At 66.8% G+C, this 18,556-nt stretch carries 19 protein-coding genes; 10 read left to right on the forward strand and 9 right to left on the reverse strand.

Annotation, left to right across the window (positions count from 1 at the left end; translation table 11 throughout):
- Positions 1-24: 24 nt before the first annotated feature.
- A complete protein-coding gene (gene acs, locus AC5Y5O_RS27785; RefSeq protein ID WP_096290386.1) occupies positions 25-1,986 on the forward strand; it encodes an acetate--CoA ligase in 1,962 nt (653 codons plus the stop codon).
- Between the two features lies 1 nt (position 1,987).
- Here the strand turns inward: acs and AC5Y5O_RS27790 are convergent, their stop codons facing one another.
- A complete protein-coding gene (locus tag AC5Y5O_RS27790) occupies positions 1,988-2,686 on the reverse strand; it encodes a S1 family peptidase (RefSeq protein ID WP_500028305.1) in 699 nt (232 codons plus the stop codon).
- Positions 2,687-2,943: 257 nt separating this feature from the next.
- Between AC5Y5O_RS27790 and AC5Y5O_RS27795 the strand changes: the two genes are divergently transcribed.
- Complete coding sequence (locus tag AC5Y5O_RS27795) at positions 2,944-3,486, forward strand: phage holin family protein (RefSeq protein WP_096290388.1); 543 nt, start codon at positions 2,944-2,946, stop codon at positions 3,484-3,486.
- Positions 3,487-4,437: an alpha/beta fold hydrolase gene (locus AC5Y5O_RS27800; RefSeq protein WP_096290389.1), complete on the forward strand. Its 951-nt coding sequence runs from the start codon at positions 3,487-3,489 to the stop codon at positions 4,435-4,437. It begins immediately after the preceding gene.
- Here the strand turns inward: AC5Y5O_RS27800 and marP are convergent, their stop codons facing one another.
- Genes marP through nth form a run of 4 tightly spaced genes read right to left on the reverse strand, consistent with a single transcriptional unit; the run spans position 4,438 to position 7,813 of the window.
- A complete protein-coding gene (marP, locus tag AC5Y5O_RS27805; RefSeq protein ID WP_096291415.1) occupies positions 4,438-5,631 on the reverse strand; it encodes an acid resistance serine protease MarP in 1,194 nt (397 codons plus the stop codon). It abuts the gene before it with no gap.
- A 5-nt stretch (positions 5,632-5,636) separates the two neighbouring features.
- Positions 5,637-6,419: an NUDIX hydrolase gene (locus tag AC5Y5O_RS27810; protein ID WP_096290390.1), complete on the reverse strand. Its 783-nt coding sequence runs from the start codon at positions 6,417-6,419 to the stop codon at positions 5,637-5,639.
- Positions 6,420-6,474: 55 nt separating this feature from the next.
- The gene (locus AC5Y5O_RS27815; RefSeq protein WP_096290391.1) at positions 6,475-7,119 is read right to left on the reverse strand and encodes a TlpA family protein disulfide reductase; all 645 of its coding nucleotides are present in this window, start codon (positions 7,117-7,119) and stop codon (positions 6,475-6,477) included.
- A 13-nt stretch (positions 7,120-7,132) separates the two neighbouring features.
- Entirely contained in the window at positions 7,133-7,813 is a 681-nt protein-coding gene (gene nth, locus AC5Y5O_RS27820) for an endonuclease III (RefSeq protein ID WP_096290392.1), read from the reverse strand.
- Positions 7,814-7,986: 173 nt separating this feature from the next.
- Between nth and AC5Y5O_RS27825 the strand changes: the two genes are divergently transcribed.
- Positions 7,987-8,373 carry a hypothetical protein gene (locus AC5Y5O_RS27825; RefSeq protein ID WP_096290393.1) on the forward strand — a complete coding sequence of 129 codons (387 nt, stop codon included), beginning with the start codon at positions 7,987-7,989 and terminating at the stop codon, positions 8,371-8,373.
- Positions 8,374-8,457: 84 nt separating this feature from the next.
- Positions 8,458-9,132 (forward strand): cAMP-activated global transcriptional regulator CRP, encoded by a 675-nt coding sequence (gene crp, locus AC5Y5O_RS27830; protein ID WP_036465140.1) that lies wholly within the window; start codon positions 8,458-8,460, stop codon positions 9,130-9,132.
- Positions 9,133-9,247: 115 nt separating this feature from the next.
- Here crp and AC5Y5O_RS27835 read toward each other — a convergent pair whose 3' ends face one another.
- The 3 genes from AC5Y5O_RS27835 to sp36 are packed head-to-tail and all read right to left on the reverse strand — an operon-like array spanning position 9,248 to position 10,680.
- Positions 9,248-10,042, reverse strand: coding sequence for an MBL fold metallo-hydrolase (locus tag AC5Y5O_RS27835; protein WP_096290394.1), 795 nt, complete (start codon positions 10,040-10,042; stop codon positions 9,248-9,250).
- Between the two features lie 5 nt (positions 10,043-10,047).
- Positions 10,048-10,503, reverse strand: coding sequence for a RidA family protein (locus AC5Y5O_RS27840; RefSeq protein ID WP_096290395.1), 456 nt, complete (start codon positions 10,501-10,503; stop codon positions 10,048-10,050).
- Between the two features lie 15 nt (positions 10,504-10,518).
- Positions 10,519-10,680, reverse strand: coding sequence for a Sp36 family protein (gene sp36, locus AC5Y5O_RS27845; RefSeq protein ID WP_090607515.1), 162 nt, complete (start codon positions 10,678-10,680; stop codon positions 10,519-10,521).
- A gap of 109 nt (positions 10,681-10,789) precedes the next feature.
- On the opposite strand from sp36, the gene bagA reads away from it, so the two are divergent.
- Together bagA and bagB are read left to right on the forward strand one after the other, a co-directional pair.
- A complete protein-coding gene (bagA, locus tag AC5Y5O_RS27850; RefSeq protein ID WP_096290396.1) occupies positions 10,790-11,812 on the forward strand; it encodes an ATPase BagA in 1,023 nt (340 codons plus the stop codon).
- Positions 11,809-12,966, forward strand: a complete 1,158-nt coding sequence (gene bagB / locus AC5Y5O_RS27855) for an ATPase BagB (protein ID WP_096290397.1) — start codon at positions 11,809-11,811, stop codon at positions 12,964-12,966. Before bagA ends, bagB begins: the two co-directional genes overlap by 4 nt.
- A 335-nt stretch (positions 12,967-13,301) precedes the next feature.
- Here bagB and AC5Y5O_RS27860 read toward each other — a convergent pair whose 3' ends face one another.
- Positions 13,302-13,652 (reverse strand): WhiB family transcriptional regulator, encoded by a 351-nt coding sequence (locus tag AC5Y5O_RS27860; protein WP_025736346.1) that lies wholly within the window; start codon positions 13,650-13,652, stop codon positions 13,302-13,304.
- 359 nt (positions 13,653-14,011) lie between these two features.
- Here AC5Y5O_RS27860 and ponA2 point away from each other — a divergent pair, with 359 nt between their 5' ends.
- From ponA2 to cds1, 3 genes are read left to right on the forward strand one after another with little or no spacing between them, the layout of a single operon-like run.
- The gene (gene ponA2, locus AC5Y5O_RS27865; RefSeq protein WP_096290398.1) at positions 14,012-16,441 is read left to right on the forward strand and encodes a transglycosylase/D,D-transpeptidase PonA2; all 2,430 of its coding nucleotides are present in this window, start codon (positions 14,012-14,014) and stop codon (positions 16,439-16,441) included.
- A gap of 46 nt (positions 16,442-16,487) precedes the next feature.
- Positions 16,488-17,447, forward strand: coding sequence for a metallophosphoesterase (locus tag AC5Y5O_RS27870; protein WP_096290399.1), 960 nt, complete (start codon positions 16,488-16,490; stop codon positions 17,445-17,447).
- Positions 17,444-18,550, forward strand: coding sequence for an L-cysteine desulfhydrase Cds1 (cds1, locus tag AC5Y5O_RS27875; protein ID WP_500028314.1), 1,107 nt, complete (start codon positions 17,444-17,446; stop codon positions 18,548-18,550). The genes AC5Y5O_RS27870 and cds1 overlap by 4 nt, the downstream gene beginning before the upstream one ends.
- Positions 18,551-18,556: the final 6 nt, after the last annotated feature.

The raw sequence follows: 18,556 nt of genomic DNA on the forward strand, positions 1-18,556 counted from the left end.
ATACTCGACATAGGAGCGAAGCCCGTGACCGCCACACACACCGAAGGCCCTTCGTCGTATCCGCCGCCGGCGAAATTCGCCGAGCAGGCCAACGCCCGCGAGGATCTCTACCGCGAGGCCGAAGCGGACCGGCTGGCGTTCTGGGCCAGGCAGGCCAACCGGCTGACGTGGACCGAGCCGTTCACCGAGGTGCTGGACTGGTCGCAGGCGCCGTTCGCCAAGTGGTTTTCCGACGGCAAGCTCAACGTCGCCTACAACTGTGTGGACCGCCACGTCGAGGCCGGCCTCGGCGACCGGGTGGCGATTCACTGGGAGGGCGAGCCGGTCGGCGACAGCCGCAGCCTGACCTACTCCGACCTGCAGGACGAGGTGTGCAAAGCGGCCAACGCGCTGACCGATCTCGGTCTGGTCGCCGGCGACCGCGCCGCCATCTACCTGCCGTTGATCCCCGAAGCCGTGATCGCGATGCTCGCCTGCGCGCGACTGGGTGTCATGCACAGCGTCGTGTTCGCCGGTTTCACCGCCAAGGCGCTGAGCGCCCGCATCGCCGACGCCCAGGCCAAGGTGCTGATCACCGCCGACGGACAGTTCCGGCGCGGCAAGCCGGCACCGTTGAAGGATGCCGCCGACGAGGCCGTGGCGCCCGGGCCGGACGGCGACAGCCCGGTCCAGAAGGTTCTGGTGGTGCGGCGCACCGGAATTGACGTGTCCTGGAACGACGACCGCGACGTGTGGTGGCACGACGTGGTGGATTCCGCGTCGGCCGAACACACCGCGGCGCCCTTCGACGCCGAGCACCCGCTGTTCCTGCTGTACACCTCGGGCACCACCGGAAAGCCCAAGGGCATCGTGCACACCAGCGGCGGCTACCTAACGCAGACGTCGTACACGCACTACAACATCTTCGACATCAAGCCTGACCGCGACGTGTTTTGGTGCACCGCCGACATCGGCTGGGTCACCGGGCACACCTACGGCGTCTACGGTCCGCTGTCCAACGGCGTCACCGAGGTCCTCTACGAAGGCACTCCCGATTCGCCCAGCCAGCACCGGCATTTCGAAATCATCGAAAAGTATGGCGTCACAATCTATTACACGGCGCCCACGCTGATCCGGACGTTCATGAAGTGGGGCCGCGAGATCCCCGATGCACACGACCTGTCCAGCCTTCGACTGCTCGGCACGGTCGGCGAGCCGATCAACCCGGAGGCCTGGCGCTGGTACCGCAGGGTGATCGGCGCCGACCGCCTGCCGATCGTGGACACCTGGTGGCAGACCGAAACGGGTTCGGCGATGATCTCTCCGCTGCCCGGAGTCGCTGCGGCCAAACCTGGTTCGGCGATGAGGGCGCTGCCGGGGATCTCGGCCAGCATCGTCGACGACCACGGCGATCAACTGACGCCGACCGTCCACCATGGCGAACACGTCACCGGCTACCTGGTCCTGGACCAGCCGTGGCCGTCCATGCTGCGCGGCATCTGGGGCGACTCGGATAGGTACGTCGAGACCTACTGGTCCAGGTTCGCCGACCAGGGCTGGTATTTCGCCGGCGACAGCGCCTATTACGACCGCGACGGCGCCATCTGGGTGGTGGGCCGCATCGACGACGTGATGAACGTGTCCGGGCATCGGCTTTCGAGCGCCGAGCTGGAGTCGGCGCTGGTCGGCCACTCCGGAGTGGCCGAGGCCGCGGTGGTCGCAAAGAAAGACGAGACCACGGGCCAAGCCATTTGCGCGTTCGTCGTGATGTGCGCCGAGTACGACATGCACGAGGGCATCGTCGAGGAGTTGCGCGACGAGGTGGCCCGGGAGATCTCGCCGATCGCCAAGCCGCGCGAGATCCACGTGGTGCCCGAACTGCCCAAGACCCGCAGCGGCAAGATCATGCGCCGGCTGTTGCGCGACATCGCCGAAAATCGCGACCTCGGGGACACGTCGACACTGCTTGACCCGGGCGTCTTCGACGCGATCAGAGAGGCCAAGTAGCTCAGACCGGTATCGGGACGAAGCCCGCACCGGGCCGGTGCTTGGCGTTGATGTCGGCCAGGATCGCGTTGAACGACATCACCACCGCCGGAGTATGTAGCGGGATGTACTTGATGATGCAGGTCGGCAGGTTGTCGCTGAACGCGCCGTGGATCATCCCGACCAGCAGGTTGTCGACCGTCACCGGCCCACCGGAGTCACCCGGGCGGCCACACACCTGCATGACGATGGTTCCCGGATCCTGGCCCGGCCCCCAGGTGACACCACAAGAATTGCCGGTCGTCCGGCCCTGCTTGCAGGCGATCTGCCCGAACACCGGTTCCGGACCGACGCCGTTGATGATGAACCCGCCGTAGTTGGCCACCGGCGCCACTTTGGCCGGATCGAACTTGATCACCGCGTAGTCCAGGGCGTCGTTGCCCGCGACCATGACGCCCAGGATGCCTCTGCCTTCGGCGGCCTCGGCGGCGACCTGCGCGCCCGGTCCACCGCAGTGCGCGGAGGTGAACCCGATCAGCTCACCGGCGGCATCGCCGCCGATCGTGGTCAGCGTGCACATGGTGTCCCCGTTGATGACGATGCCGGCGCCACCACCCATCGGGACCCGGTCGTCAGCGGCCGCGACGTGTGCGGGCAAAGCGGGCTGGACGAGGAGCACGGCCACCAGCGCCGCCACAAAGCACCGATGCGCCGTTTGCAATGCGCAACTCCCATCAGCGGGCCGGATGTCGGAGAACAGCTGCGCCAGTCTAGATGATCACCCCGGCGCCCCTCTTGCTGTGCGAATGGCGGCGGCCGGACCCTTCGGTCGCCGGGTCCCGCGGACTTCGGCTGGCCTCGTCTGGCATCGCGGCGCATGGCAACATAAACCGCGACGACAGCGAACGGGCTCGGCGACTATGCGAGCCAAGCAGCGGCTTTATCAGGAGCCGGGCAGTTCAACGGAGAGGACCGTTAGTGAGCAAGGTCGATCGCAGTAATGGTGTGCCGAGCACGCTGACCACGATTCCGTTGGCCGACCCGCACGCCAGGCCCGGCGAACCGTCGATCGGTGACCTGATCAAAGACGCGACGACGCAGGCGTCCACGCTGGTGCGCGCCGAGGTCGAGCTGGCCCGCGCGGAGATCACCCGCGACATCAAGAAGGGCCTCACCGGCAGCGTCTTCTTCATCGCCGCGCTGGTGGTGCTGTTCTACTCCACCTTCTTTTTCTTCTTCTTTCTCGCCGAGCTGCTCGACAACTGGTTGTGGCGCTGGGTGGCCTTCCTGATCGTGTTCGCGCTCATGGTCGTGGTCGGAGCCGTGCTGGCGCTGCTGGGCTATCTGAAGGTGCGCCGGATCCGCGGACCACAGGAGACCATCGAATCGGTCAAGGAGACGCGCACCGCGCTCACCCCGGGCCACGACAAGCACGCCGCCGCGACCAAGCAGCTGACCGACGCACCCGGCAAGCACGCCAAGCCCGAGAACGGCAACCCCGGCGACCCCTCAGGTTGGTAAATGGCAGTACCTGATCCGTCGATGGTCCGCATCGACGGGCCTTGGCGCCATTTGGACGTGCACGCCAACGGCATTCGATTCCACGTCGTCGAGGCGTTACCGACCGGTCCGGGCGCACCGGCGGCGGCAGCCGCACGACCGCTGGTGATGCTGCTGCATGGATTCGGCTCGTTCTGGTGGTCCTGGCGTCATCAGCTGCGTGGGCTGACCGATGCCCGGGTGGTCGCGGTCGACCTGCGCGGTTACGGCGGCAGCGACAAGCCGCCGCGTGGTTACGACGGCTGGACGCTCGCCGGCGACACGGCCGGACTTATTCGCGCGCTTGGGCATTCGTCGGCGACCCTCGTCGGCCACGCCGACGGCGGGCTGTGCTGCTGGACCACCGCAATGCTGCATTCGCGGCTGGTGCGCGCCATCGCGCTGGTCAGCTCGCCACATCCGGCGGCGCTGCGCCGATCGGCGTTGACGCGCCGCGACCAGAGTTCCGCACTGCTGCCGACCCTGCTGCGCTATCAGCTGCCGCTATGGCCCGAGCGGCTGCTGACCCGCGACAACGGCGCCGAGATCGAGCGTCTGGTCAAGCACCGTAGCTCCGCCAAATGGGTTGCCTCCGAGGACTTCTCGCAAGCGATCGGTTATCTGCGCACGGCGATCCAGATTCCCGGTGCGGCGCACTGCGCCCTGGAATACCAGCGCTGGGCGGTGCGCAGCCAGCTGCGCGGTGAAGGCCGGCGATTCATGAAGTCGATGTCGCGCCAGCTCGGGGTGCCGCTGCTACATCTGCGCGGCGACGCCGACCCCTACGTGCTGGCCGATCCGGTCGACCACAGTCAGCGCTATGCGACGCAGGGCCGCTACGTATCCGTCGCCGGCGCAGGGCATTACAGCCACGAAGAGATGCCCGAGGAAATCAACAGACACCTGATGAGGTTTTTCGAGCAGGTGCACTGATCAGCTGACGCAGGTCCCGGTGCCCACCTGTTGGGTGTCACCGATCTTGGCCATCTGGCCGGCCACCTCACCGGCGGTCAACACGAACCCGGTGTCGGGATCGTCGACAGCAGCGCCGAACACCACGCCCAGCACGTGACCGCTGAGGTCGATCAGCGGCCCACCCGAATTACCTTGCTCCACATTGGCTCTGATGGTGTAGACGTCGCGCGTGACCGGCTGCGGATCGCGGTAGATGTCGGGGCCGCTGAGTTTGATGGCCTCGCGAATCCTGGCCGGGGTCGCGGTGAAGTTGCCGCCGCCGGGGTAACCGAGCACCACCACGTTGGTGCCGGTCTTCGCCTCGGTGTCGCTGAAAGCCAGTGGCGGAGGCGGCAGGTTCGGAATGGCAAGAATGGCAATGTCGACCGAAGGGTCGTAGGAAACGACGGTGGCGTCCAACGGGTTACCGCTGGCGTAGATCTGGACGCTGCTGGACCCGGCGACCACGTGCGCATTGGTCATGACCCGATCGGGAGCGATCACAAATCCCGTGCCCTCCAACACTTTCTGGCAGCTGGGCGCGAGGCTGCGTACCTTCACCACGCTGGGCGCGGCGGCGGTGACCACCGGATTGGTGGCCAGCGACGGATCCGGTGATTCGACCGGGACCACCGGAGTGCGGCTGAACGGCTCGAGCACCGCGGGCAGCCCCGAGGTGTTCAACAGCGCCGAAAGGCGTTTGGGCACAGTCTTCAACCACGGGGGCGCGATGGTGTTGACCTCTGCGAGCACCCGCGATCCGCGGACCGCGGCCGCCAGCTCGGGCTGGTCTTTCGACTGGGTCAGCGGCGTCGCCAGCAGCCACGCGGCGGTGAGCACGACGACGAGCTGCACCCCCACCCCGATGACCGAGTCCACGGTTCTGAATGTGCGGCTGCGGATTGCGCCGCGCACGGCTCGTCCCAGCACCACGCCGGCGACCTCACCGACGACGACCAGCGCGAGAATCAGGAACAGCGCGCCGAACAGCTTGGCGCGCGGGGCGGCGATGTGGCTGACGATGTGGGGCGCCAGCAGCACCCCGGCGATCGCGCCCAGCAGCACACCGATGAACGAGAAGAGCGAACCCACCGCGCCCGAACGCCAGCCCGAGATGGCGGCGATGAAAGCGACAGCGAGAACTGCGACATCCAGCCACTGCGACGGGGTCATCGAGTTCATCGCCCGCCACCCTGCCGGCCGACCAGCACCATCGCGTCGTCGAGTTCACGGACGTCGTTGGTGTCCCACGGCTTTGCCCAGCCGGCGACGTCGAGAACGGCAGAGATCACCTGGCCAGTGAATCCCCAAACCAGCATTTGGTTCAGCAGAAACGCCGGACCTGCCCAACGATTGCCGAGGTCCCCGCGGTAAACCATCAGCCGGTTGTCCGGATTGACGAACGCGCGCACCGGAACCCGCGACACGATCGCCGTCTCGCCCTCGTTGACCACCGCGACCGGTCCGGGGTCGGGCGAGTAGGCCAGCACCGGGACGACGTGGAACTGCGACGGGGCGATGAACGTCTTCTCCATCGTGATCAGCGGGTACAGCCGGGTGACGTCGATCCCGGTCTCCTCGTGGGCTTCTCGCAGCGCGGTGGCAACCGGCCCGCGATCGCCGGGGTCGGCCGCGCCACCGGGGAACGCCGCCTGGCCCGCATGGTGTCGCAGTGACGACGCCCGCACGGTGAGCAACAGGTCGGCGTCGTCGGGTACGGCGCCGTTGCCTGGACCGGACTCGGGACCCGAAAACAGAACCAGCACAGCGGCCTCGCGGTCGTCGTTGGCGGACGCCGCCCGGGCCGCGGTCACCATCGCCAGCACATCGGGGGGCAACCGGCGCCGGTAGGCCTCCGGGATCTGGCCCACGTTGTCGACCAGCGGGCGCAACCAGGACGGGCAGACGTCGGGCGTCAGGGGAACCGTCCCCTGCGCGCGGGCGGCACCCCCACCACTCACCGGCGCCTCCTTGTCGGGTCCACCTGCCCAGCCATTGTCGGACCGCCGAACTCGGTCATCCGTTTTTTCCGACCGCGGCCTCGATCTCGTCGGCACTCGCAAAATCGCGCAGCAGCGTCTGCGCAACGCTACCGTCCGGTCTCAGCACTACGGTCGCGGGCACCACATTTGCGACCTTGAGTGCTGCGGCAATCAGCCGCCGCCCATCCTGCAAGGTCGGGAGCCGAACGCCCAGCTCGGCCAGCCGCAACAATGCGGCGGACTCGTTCTCGTCCTGATGCACGGTTACCACCGTGACGTCGGCGGCGACCCGGCGCTGATATTCGGCCATCGCGGGCAATTCGGCCGCGCACGGCGCGCACCAGTACGCCCATATATTGAGGACCACCCGGCGGCCGGCCAGCGCACGCGCGACGTCCACGGTGGATCCGTCGGCCGCGCATTCGACCACCACGCCGCGCAGGATCGCGGGTCCGGCGCCGTTGCCCGGCGCGGGGCACGGTGGCAGGTTTGCTCGCGCGCGGGGGCCGGCCAGCGCGGCCGGTGTGTCGGCGTCGCGATGCTCTCGATTCGGCCCCGAGCTGGCGGGCGACGTCGTCGCGGCTGGCCGGGAGTCGTCGCGCAGTTGCGCGACGAATGCCGCCACCAGCGCCGCCACCACCGCCAAGATCGCGATGGTCCAGCGAGTTCTCGGGGTCAACGTCCCGGCCGTGTTACAGCCCGACCAGCGACAGCAGGTGTTCGGCTTCGGGGCCTTGCACCAGGGGCGCGGCCAGCGCCGGTTCGGTGGGGCCGAGCCCGAACGACGGGCAGTCTTTGGCGAGCACGCAGACCCCGCAGGCCGGCTTGCGTGCGTGGCACACCCGGCGGCCGTGGAAGATCACGCGGTGGCTCAGCAGGGTCCATTCCTTGCGTTCGACCAGTTCGCCGACCGCGTGCTCGATTTTGACCGGGTCCTTTTCCTCGGTCCAACGCCATCTGGCCACCAGCCGCTGAAAGTGGGTGTCGACGGTGATCCCGGGGATGTCGAAGGCGTTCCCCAAGACGACATTGGCCGTCTTGCGCCCGACCCCGGGCAGAGTCACCAACTCCTCCATCGTCGAGGGCACCTCGCCGTCGAACTTCTCGACCAGGGCCTGACCCAGCCCGATCAGCGAGCTCGCCTTGTTGCGGAAGAAGCCAGTGGGACGGATGAGGTTTTCCAGCTCATCGCGATCGGCTTTCGCATAATCCAGTGCCGACTTATATCTGGCGAACAAAGCCGGCGTCGTGAGGTTCACCCGTTTGTCGGTGCTCTGCGCCGAAAGAATGGTGGCCACCACCAGTTCCAGCGGCGATCTGAAATCCAGCTCGCAATGTGCGTCCGGAAATGCTTGTGCCAGTGCGCGATTCATCCTGCGCGCGCGACGCACCAAACCGACTCGGGTTTCCGAGGCCCAACGCCGGGCAAGGGCGGAATCGGGCTTGGAATCAGGGGAAGCCGCGGTGGTTTTCGAACGCCCGGACGGCCGTGCCACTGTCACCTACGACAGAGTACTGATTTCGTAATCTCCCTGAGACCTTGGCCATGTTTACTCTCCTTGTGTCATGGTTGCTGGTGGCGTGCGTGCCGGGGCTGCTGATGCTCGCTGCGCTCGGCCTGGGGCGGCTCGAAAAGGAGCTCGGCCGGGAGTCGATCACGTCGACCGACGTCGACGAGTTTCTCGAACAGGCGCAGGCCATGGATATGCACACGCTGGCCCGAGAAGGCATGCCCGAAGCGCTGGAATATCTGCATCGACGCCAGGCCCAGCAACTCGCGCTGTCCCCGCCGCCCAGCGGTCGCCATCGCGCCGAATCGCTGCTCGCCACCGCGTTCACCGATCCCCCCGCGCGCGCTTTGCCGATGCGAATACACGCGCATTCAGGCGGAAATCCGCAATATGAGGCGACTAGACACGTCAATCGTGTGTAGCGTTGGCACGTTGGCCTACCTCTAGACTCGTAACCCGAGCTAGGTAGGTACCCATATCACTTCGTTGGAAAGCTGAAGGTCAAAGTGGACGAGATCCTGGCAAGGGCAGGAATCTTCCAAGGGGTTGAACCCGGCGCAGTCACCGCACTGACCAAGCAATTACAACCCGTCGACTTCCCGCGTGGACACACCGTTTTCGCGGAAGGGGAACCAGGCGATCGGCTGTACATCATCGTCTCGGGAAAGGTCAAGATCGGTCGCCGGTCACCCGATGGCCGGGAGAATCTGCTGACGATCATGGGCCCGTCGGACATGTTCGGCGAACTGTCGATCTTCGACCCGGGTCCCCGGACGTCGAGCGCCACGACGATCACCGAGGTGCGCGCGGTTTCGATGGACCGCGATGCGCTGCGCGCGTGGATCGCCGACCGGCCCGAAATCGCCGAGCAATTGCTGCGGGTGCTCGCCCGGCGGTTGCGTCGCACCAACAACAACCTCGCCGACCTCATCTTCACCGACGTGCCCGGCCGGGTGGCCAAGCAGCTGCTGCAGCTCGCCCAGCGTTTCGGCACTCAGGAGGGTGGCGCGATGCGGGTTACCCACGACCTGACCCAAGAGGAGATCGCCCAGCTGGTGGGGGCTTCCCGGGAAACCGTCAACAAGGCCCTCGCCGATTTCGCCCACCGTGGGTGGATCCGGCTCGAGGGTAAGAGCGTGCTGATCTCGGACTCCGAGAGACTGGCCCGCCGCGCGCGTTAGTCGTCAATTCATCGAGGCTGCGTCCAACGCGACGATTTGACCGATGGGCACACTCTGAGCGCAGTCTCGGCGCCAGCACCGCAGACTCGGCGGACTGAGCGACCGTTCGTCGACTTCACTCTCGGCGCAGATAGTCCAGTTGCGCTTGCACGGACCACTCGGCGGCGTCCCACAGCTTCTCGTCGACGTCGACATAGACGTACTCGACGATTTCGCGGGCGGTCGCTTCGCCGCCGAGGTCCCGCAGCGCCGCGCGCACCTGTTCGAGGCGCTCATGACGGTGCGTCAGGTATCCGGTGGTGACGGATTCCAAGTCGGCCAGGTCGGGGCCGTGGCCGGGCAACACCGTGCGACGGCCCAGACCGCGCAGCCGCCGCAGCGACTCCAGGTAGTCGGCGAGGCTGCCGTCTTCGCTGTCGATGACGGTGGTGCCGCGGCCGAGCACGCTGTCGGCGGTCAGCACCGCGTCGTCGAGCAGAAACGACAACGAGTCCGCGGTATGCCCCGGCGTGGCCATCACCTTGATCTTCAGGTTGGCGGCGTCGATGATCTCGCCGTCGACCAGCTCGCCGCCGAGGCCACGCAGGAATCCGCTGCCCGCCGAGCGCACGGTCGCGCCGGTGAGCTCGACCAACTTGTCGATGGCGTCGGTGTGATCGCTGTGCCGGTGGCTGATCAGGACCAGGGCGATGCGCCCGAGCGATGCGATCCGGGCGATGTGCTCGTTGTCGTCGGGTCCCGGGTCCACGATGACCAGCTCGTCGCTGCGGGGTCCGCGCAACACCCAGGTGTTGGTGCCCTCCAGCGTCAGCAGGCCCGGGTTCTCGGCCAGCAGGACCGAGGCAGTGTCGGTGACCGCCCGCAAACTGCCGTATGCGGGATGAGTCAGCGGCTCAACTGTCTCGGTCACGGCCGTTAGCCGACCTCCACGATCAGCTCGACTTCGACCGGCGCATCCAGCGGTAGCTCGGATACGCCCACCGCCGAACGTGCATGCGCACCTTGGTCGCCGAACACCTCACCGAGCAGTTCCGAGGCCCCGTTGACGACGCCGGGCTGACCGTTGAAGCCGGGCGCCGAGGCGACGAATCCGACGACCTTGACCACCCGGGTCACCGCGTCGATACCCACCATGGAATTCACCGCCGCCAAAGCGTTGAGCGCACACAGCCGCGCCATCGCCTTGGCGTCATCGGGGTTGACGTCGGCGCCCACCTTGCCGGTGCCCACCAACGTTCCCGCCACGATCGGCAGCTGACCCGAGGTGTAGACGAGGTTGCCGGTGCGCACCGCGGGAACGTAGGAGGCCAGCGGCGCAACCAGGTCCGGAAGCACGACGCCGAGCTGCTCAAGCCGGGCCGAAGCAGTCATCTGCCGCTGTCCTCTTTACTTGGGGCGCTTCAGATAGGCGACGTGTTGCTCACCGGTCGGCCCGGGCAGCACCGCGACCAGCTCCCAGCCGTCGGCACCCCATTGGTCGAGGATCTGTTTGGTGGCGTGCGTCAGCAGCGGAACCGTGGCGTATTCCCACGGGGTCGGTTGGCTCATGACGCGAGCTTATCGGTCGGGCGTGAACCCCACGGGTCAGCCCGGTGGACCGCGATCCGGTGTGGCTACCCGATTTGCCGGGGCCGCGCAGAGCTCGGGCTAGCATGCGATGGTGGCAACCACTTCTAGCGGCAACGCTGCCGTCGGCTGGCCGGCGCGACTGTCGAAGGCCCGCTTGCACTTCGTCACCGGCAAAGGCGGGACGGGCAAATCGACGATCGCGGCCGCGCTGGCGCTCACCCTGGCGGCCGGCGGACGCAAAGTCCTGCTCGTCGAAGTGGAGGGTCGCCAAGGGATTGCGCAACTCTTCGACGTCCCGCCGCTGCCCTACCAGGAGGTGAAGATCGCCACCGCCGAGCGCGGCGGTCAGGTCAACGCCCTGGCGATCGACATCGAGGCCGCGTTCCTGGAATACCTCGACATGTTCTACAACCTCGGGATCGCCGGACGGGCGATGCGCCGGATCGGTGCGATCGAGTTCGCGACGACGATCGCGCCCGGCCTGCGCGACGTGCTGCTCACCGGCAAGATCAAGGAGACGGTCGTCCGCAGGGACAAGAACAAACTGCCGGTATACGACGCGATCGTCGTCGACGCACCACCGACCGGGCGCATCGCGCGCTTTCTCGACGTCACCAAAGCGGTGTCCGATCTGGCCAAGGGCGGCCCGGTGCACTCGCAAAGCGAGGGCGTGGTCAAGCTGCTGCACTCCGATGCGACCGCCATCCACCTGGTCACGCTGCTCGAAGCGCTGCCGGTGCAGGAGACGATGGAAGCCATCGAGGAGCTTGCCGAGATGCAACTGCCGATCGGCAGCGTGATCGTGAACCGCAATATTCCGGCATACCTGGAGCCGCGCGACCTGGCCAAGGCCGCCGAGGGCGACATCGACGCCGACGCGGTGCGCGCCGGGTTGAAGACGGCAGGAATCGAGCTGGGCGACAACGACTTTGCCGGCTTACTGACAGAAACCATTCAGCACGCGAGCCGGATCACGGCACGGGCCGAGACCGCACAGCAGCTCGATGCTTTGAAAGTGCCGCGGTTGGAGTTGCCCGCGATCTCCGACGGTGTCGACCTCGGCAGCTTGTACGAACTGTCGGAATCACTTGCACAGCAGGGAGTTCGATGACTACTACACCGAAAACCCTTGACATGGCTGAAATTCTGGCCGACCGCGCGAACCGCGTCGTCGTCTGCTGCGGTGCAGGCGGTGTGGGCAAGACGACCACCGCGGCGGCGATGGCTTTACGTGCTGCCGAATATGGCCGCACTGTATGCGTTTTGACGATCGACCCGGCCAAACGGCTGGCGCAGGCGTTGGGCGTCAACGACCTCGGCAATACACCACAGCGGGTGCCGCTGGCACCCGAGGTGACCGGCGAGCTGCACGCGATGATGCTCGACATGCGCCGCACGTTCGACGAAATGGTGATCCAGTACTCCGGAGACGCTCGGGCGCAAACGATTTTGGACAACCAGTTCTACCAGACGGTCGCCACCTCTCTGGCCGGCACGCAGGAGTACATGGCGATGGAGAAGCTCGGCCAGCTACTGGGCGAGGACCGCTGGGACCTGGTGGTGGTGGACACTCCCCCGTCTCGCAATGCACTCGACTTCCTGGACGCGCCGAAACGCCTGGGCAGCTTCATGGACAGCCGACTGTGGCGGCTGCTGCTCGCGCCGGGTCGCGGCATCGGCAAATTGGTCACCGGCGCAATGGGTTTGGCGATGAAGGCACTCTCGACCGTGCTCGGTTCGCAGATGCTGGGCGACGCGGCCGCCTTCGTGCAGTCTCTGGATGCCACCTTCGGCGGCTTTCGCGAGAAGGCGGACCGCACCTACGCGCTGCTGAAGCGGCGCGGCACCCAGTTCGTGGTGGTGTCGGCGGCCGAACCCGACGCGCTGCGTGAGGCGTCGTTCTTCGTCGACCGGCTATCGCAAGAGAGCATGCCGCTGGCGGGCCTGATCTTGAACCGCACCCATCCCCTGTTGTGCGCACTGCCGGTGGAGCGGGCCATAGACGGGATCGAGTCGCTGAAGTCGGATGCGAACCCCGACGCGGCATCGCTGGGCACGGCGGTATTGCGGATTCACGCCGACCGGGGCCAGACCGCCAAACGGGAGATCCGGCTGCTGTCCCGATTCACCGGGGCCAACCCCAACGTGCCGGTCGTGGGCGTTCCGTCGCTGCCGTTCGACGTGTCGGACCTGGAGGCCCTGCGTGCGCTCGCCGATCAGATCACCGCCGTCGGTGACGATGCGGCCCGCGCGGCGGGGCGCTGAAGAACCGGCGAATCCGAACCCTGCCGGTGACGATGCGGCCCGCGCGGCGGATCGCTGACACAAAGGAACGCTCGTTTAGGGCGGATCTGTCCTGCACAGGGCTGCGATACGGCCGGTTCAATAAGCCGCTGAGCGGCCGCCAAACATTGGAGCGGGTGACGACGATTGGAGTCAGACCCAGTTGAAACGGCGAATTGCCATCTGGCACAAGCTAGTTCGCGCTAGGGTCGCTATTGCACATGCGCTAAACCCGAGGGACGCTGTAACGGTTTTGTAATAATAAGTTTCGAACTACTAGTGCGCCGCGACGCTGCGGCGCACCCGCGCTCCACGCGTCAGCTGACGCCGCGGTTCCGGCGCTTGTCGAAAAAATCGGACCACGAAACGACCTCGGGGTGCTGCTTGAGCAGCGCCCGCCGCTGCCGTTCGGTCATGCCACCCCAGACGCCGAACTCGACCTTGTTGTCCAGTGCGTCGGCGCCGCATTCCTGCATCACCGGGCAGTGCCGGCAAATCACCGCGGCTTTACGCTGGGCGGCCCCCCGAACAAACAGTTCGTCGGGGTCAGTGGTCCGGCATAGTGCTTGAGAAACCCAGGCAATTCGTTCTTCAGCATCAACACTGCGAAGCACCCCCTGCGCCGCTGCAATGTTGGTTCGGCGTGCTGCCGGTCGTGTTCCTGACACGAGCTGTTCCCTTCCTCCCGGTCGCATTACGACCGCCCTCCTCGGGTAGCAGATCATTGTTGCGATCTACACCACACTGTGCTGATCGGTGTTACCTGAATCTCACCGTCTGTATAAGTTAGGTGGTCAGCAGTCAATTGCGCAACAGTCTGATAACGCTTTTTTTGGGACGGGCGTGCCGTCTTGTCGTTGAGCGTAGGCGGGATCATGAGATTGGGTACCCGTTTTGGGTAGCTGATATGTAACGCGATCGAGAACATCGCATCCCGATTGACAGCAAAGCTGCAGGTCACACCTTCTGGATCCGCTGTGCGGATCGGCGGCGCGTCACGCGACAAACGGCGGTTACTGTAGTACGCATGTCAGACCGCCCCCCGGCAGCTCTCACGATTCTTAAGCTGGCTGGCTGCTGTCTGCTGGCAGGTGTGGTAACCACGGCGCTGTTGTTCCCGATGGCCGGCGGGCTGGGACTGATGTCCAACCGGGCCTCCGAAGTGGTCGCCAACGGCTCAGCCCAGCTGCTCGAGGGACAGGTGCCCGCCGTTTCGACGATGGTGGACGCGAAGGGCAACACCATCGCCTGGCTGTACGAGCAACGCCGGTTCGAGGTGCCCACCGACAAGATCGCCAACACGATGAAGCTGGCGATCGTCTCGATCGAGGACAAGCGATTCGCCGAACACAACGGGGTGGACTGGAAGGGCACGCTGACCGGGCTGGCGGGCTATGCGTCCGGCGACGTCGACACCCGAGGGGGTTCGACGATCGAGCAGCAGTACATCAAGAACTACCAACTATTGGTGACCGCGAAGACGGACGCCGAAAAGCGCGCTGCCGTCGAAACCACCCCGGCCCGCAAGCTGCGCGAGATCCGGATGGCGCTCACGCTCGACAAGACGTTCACCAAGCCGGAGATCCTGACCCGCTACCTGAACCTGGTCTCCTTCGGTAACGGCTCGTTCGGGGTGCAGGACGCGGCGCAGACCTACTTCGGGATCAACGCGTCGGATCTGAACTGGCAGCAGGCGGCGCTGCTGGCCGGCATGGTGCAGTCGACCAGCACGCTGAATCCCTACACCAACCCCGACGGTGCACTGGCCCGGCGGAACCTGGTGCTCGACACGATGATCGAGAACCTTCCGCAGGAGACCGACGCGCTGCGCGCCGCCAAGGCGACGCCGCTGGGCATCTTGCCGCAGCCCAACGAGCTGCCGCGCGGTTGCATCGCCGCCGGCGACCGTGCCTTCTTCTGTGACTACGTCCAGGAGTACCTGTCGCGCGCCGGCATCAGCAAGGAACAGGTGGCCAGGGGCGGCTATCTGATCCGCACGACGCTCGATCCCGACGTGCAGATCCCGGTCAAGAGCGCCATCGACAAGTTCGCCAGCCCGACCCTGCCCGGCATCTCAAGCGTGATGAGCGTGATCAGGCCCGGTAAGGATTCGCACAAGGTGATGGCCATGGCCAGCAACCGCACCTACGGCCTCGACGTCGACGCCGGGCAGACGATGCGCCCGCAGCCGTTCTCGCTCGTCGGCGACGGCGCGGGATCGGTGTTCAAGATCTTCACCACCGCCGCCGCGCTGGACATGGGCATGGGCATCAACGCCACCCTCGACGTGCCGCCGCGGTTCCAGCAGAAGGGCCTGGGCAGCGGTGGCGCCAAGGGCTGTCCCAAGGACACCTGGTGTGTGGTCAACGCCGGTAACTACCGGGGCTCGATGAACGTCACCGAGGCGCTGGCCACCTCGCCCAACACCGCGTTCGCCAAGCTGATCTCGCAGGTGGGGGTGACGCGCACGGTCGACATGGCGGTCAAGCTGGGGCTGCGGTCCTACGCCGACCCCGGCACGGCCCGTGACTACAACCCCGACAGCAACGAAAGCCTGGCCGATTTCGTCAAGCGGCAGAACATCGGGTCGTTCACCCTCGGCCCGATCGAGGTGAACGCCCTGGAGCTGTCCAACGTCGCCGCCACGCTGGCGTCGGGCGGGGTGTGGTGCCCGCCCAACCCGATCGACAAGCTGATCGACCGCAACGGCAATGAAGTAGCCGTGACCACCCAGACGTGCGACCAGGTGGTGCCCGAAGGGCTGGCCAACACCCTGGCCAACGCGATGAGCAAGGACGCGACCGGCGGCGGTACCGCGGCCGGTTCGGCCGGCGCCGCGGGCTGGGACCTGCCGGTGTCGGGTAAGACCGGCACCACCGAGGCGCACCGCTCCTCCGGGTTCGTCGGGTTCACCAGCCGCTACGCCGCGGCCAACTACATCTACGACGACTCCACCTCGCCGACGGATCTGTGCTCGGCGCCGTTGCGCCACTGCGGCGAGGGCGACCTTTACGGCGGTAACGAGCCCGCGCGAACCTGGTTCACCGCGATGAAGCCGATCGCGCTGAGCTTCGGCGACATCAAGTTGCCGCCGACAGATCCGCGCTACGTCGAGGGCTCGCCCGGGTCGCGGGTGCCGAGCGTGGCCGGCATGGACGTCGACGCCGCGCGCTCGCGCCTCAAAGAGGCCGGCTTCCAGGTCGCCGACCAGACCAATTCGGTCAACAGCACCGCGAAGTTGGGCGAAGTGGTCGGGACGTCGCCGTCGGGCAACACGATCCCCGGCTCGGTCGTCACCATTCAGGTCAGTAACGGCATCCCGCCGGCGCCGCCTCCGCCGCCGGACGGGGCGCCGCTGCCGATCGGCTCGCAGGTCGTGGAGATCCCCGGTCTGCCACCGATCACCATTCCGCTGCTGGCACCGCCGCCACCACCGCCCGGACAGCCGCCTCCGTAGCCGCGCAAGACGCTCCTGAGGCCGCAACCGGCAGTAGGCTGCGTGCATGGCTGATGTTTTGCCCGCTCTGATCCGTACCGGCGCCGTCGCGCTCGGTTCGACGGTCGCCGGCATCGGTTACGCCGCGGTCGTCGAACGCAACGCCTTCGTCCTGCGCGAGATAACCATGCCCGTCTTGTCGCCGGGTTCCACGCCGCTGCGCGTACTGCATATCAGCGACCTGCACATGCTGCCCAACCAGCGCCGCAAGCAGGCGTGGCTGCGCGAGCTGTCCGGCTGGGAGCCCGACCTGGTGGTCAACACCGGCGATAACCTGGCCCACCCCAAAGCGGTCCCCGCGGTGATCCAAGCGCTGGGCGACCTGCTGTCGCGCCCGGGTGTCTTCGTCTTCGGCAGCAACGACTACTTCGGGCCACGGCTGAAGAACCCGCTGAACTACCTGACCAACCCGTCCCACCGGATCAAGGGCGAACCGCTGCCCTGGCAGGACCTGCGGGCGGCGTTCACCGAGCGCGGCTGGCTTGACCTCACCCACACGCGCCGCGAGTTCGAAGTGGCCGGCCTGCATCTGGCCGCGGCCGGCGTAGACGACCCGCACATCGATCGCGACCGCTACGAGACGATCGCGGGCCCGGCCAGCCCGGCGGCGAATCTGCGGCTGGGCCTGGTGCACTCCCCCGAGCCGCGGGTGCTGGATCGCTTCGCGGCCGACGGCTACCAGCTGGTGATGGCCGGACACACCCACGGCGGGCAGCTGTGCCTGCCGTTCTACGGCGCCCTGGTGACCAACTGCGGCCTGGACCGCACCCGGGCCAAGGGGCCGTCGCGCTGGGGCGCCAACATGCAGCTGCATGTGTCCGCGGGACTGGGGACCTCTCCGTTCGCGCCGGTGCGGTTCTGCTGCCGTCCCGAAGCGACCCTGCTGACGTTGATCGCCGCCCCGATGGGTGGGCGCGATTCCAGCAGCAACTTGGGCCGCTCGCAGCCCGCGGCATCGCTGCGTTGAACGACCGGACCCAGATCGCGGTCCACAGTGTGTCCCGCGGCTGGACAGACAACGCGATCCGGCTGATCGAGGCCGATGCCCGCCGCAGCGCCGACACCCACCTGTTGCGCTACCCGCTGCCGTCGGCCTGGGGCACCGACGTCGACATCGCGCTGTACCTCAAGGACGAATCGACGCATATCACCGGCAGCCTCAAGCACCGGCTGGCGCGCTCGTTGTTTCTGTACGCGCTGTGCAACGGCTGGATCGGCGAGGGCACCACGGTCGTCGAGGCCTCGTCGGGATCCACGGCGATCTCCGAGGCGTACTTCGCGTCGCTGCTGGGCCTGCCGTTCGTAGCCGTGATGACGGAGAAAACCAGCCCCTCCAAGGTGGCGTTGATCGAATCACAAGGCGGCCGTTGCCATTTCGTGCAGAACTCCAGCGAGGTGTACGCCGAGGCGCAACGCGTCGCGCGGGAGACCGGCGGCCACTACATGGACCAGTTCACCCACGCCGAGCGGGCCACCGACTGGCGCGGCAACAACAACATCGCCGAGTCGATCTTCGCGCAGATGCGCGACGAGAAGTACCCGATCCCGGAGTGGATCGTCGTCGGCGCGGGCACCGGCGGAACCAGCGCGACGATCGGGCGCTACCTGCGCTACCGCCGGCATGCCACCGGGCTGTGCGTCGTCGACCCGGAGAATTCCGCGTTCTTTCCCGCCTATGCCGAACAGCGCTACGACCTCGTGATGGAGACGTCGTCGCGGATCGAGGGGATCGGGCGGCCGCGGGTCGAGCCGTCCTTTCTGCCCGACGTGGTGGACCGCATGATCGCCGTGCCCGACGCCGGGTCGATCGCCGCCGCCCGTCACGTCAGCGCCGTGCTGGGGCGCCGGGTGGGGCCGTCGACGGGGACCAACCTGTGGGGTGCGTTCGGGCTGCTGGCCGAGATGGTCGCCGCGGGCCGCAGCGGCTCGGTGGTGACGCTGATCGCCGACAGCGGCGAACGCTACGCCGATACGTATTTCAGCGACGAATGGGTCGCCGCGCAGGGGCTCGATCTCACCGGCCCGGCCATGGCGCTGGTCGAATTCGAACGCAACTGCAGCTGGACTTAGCTTTCG

It is taken from the genome of Mycobacterium sp. NGS40 (assembly GCF_059812735.1).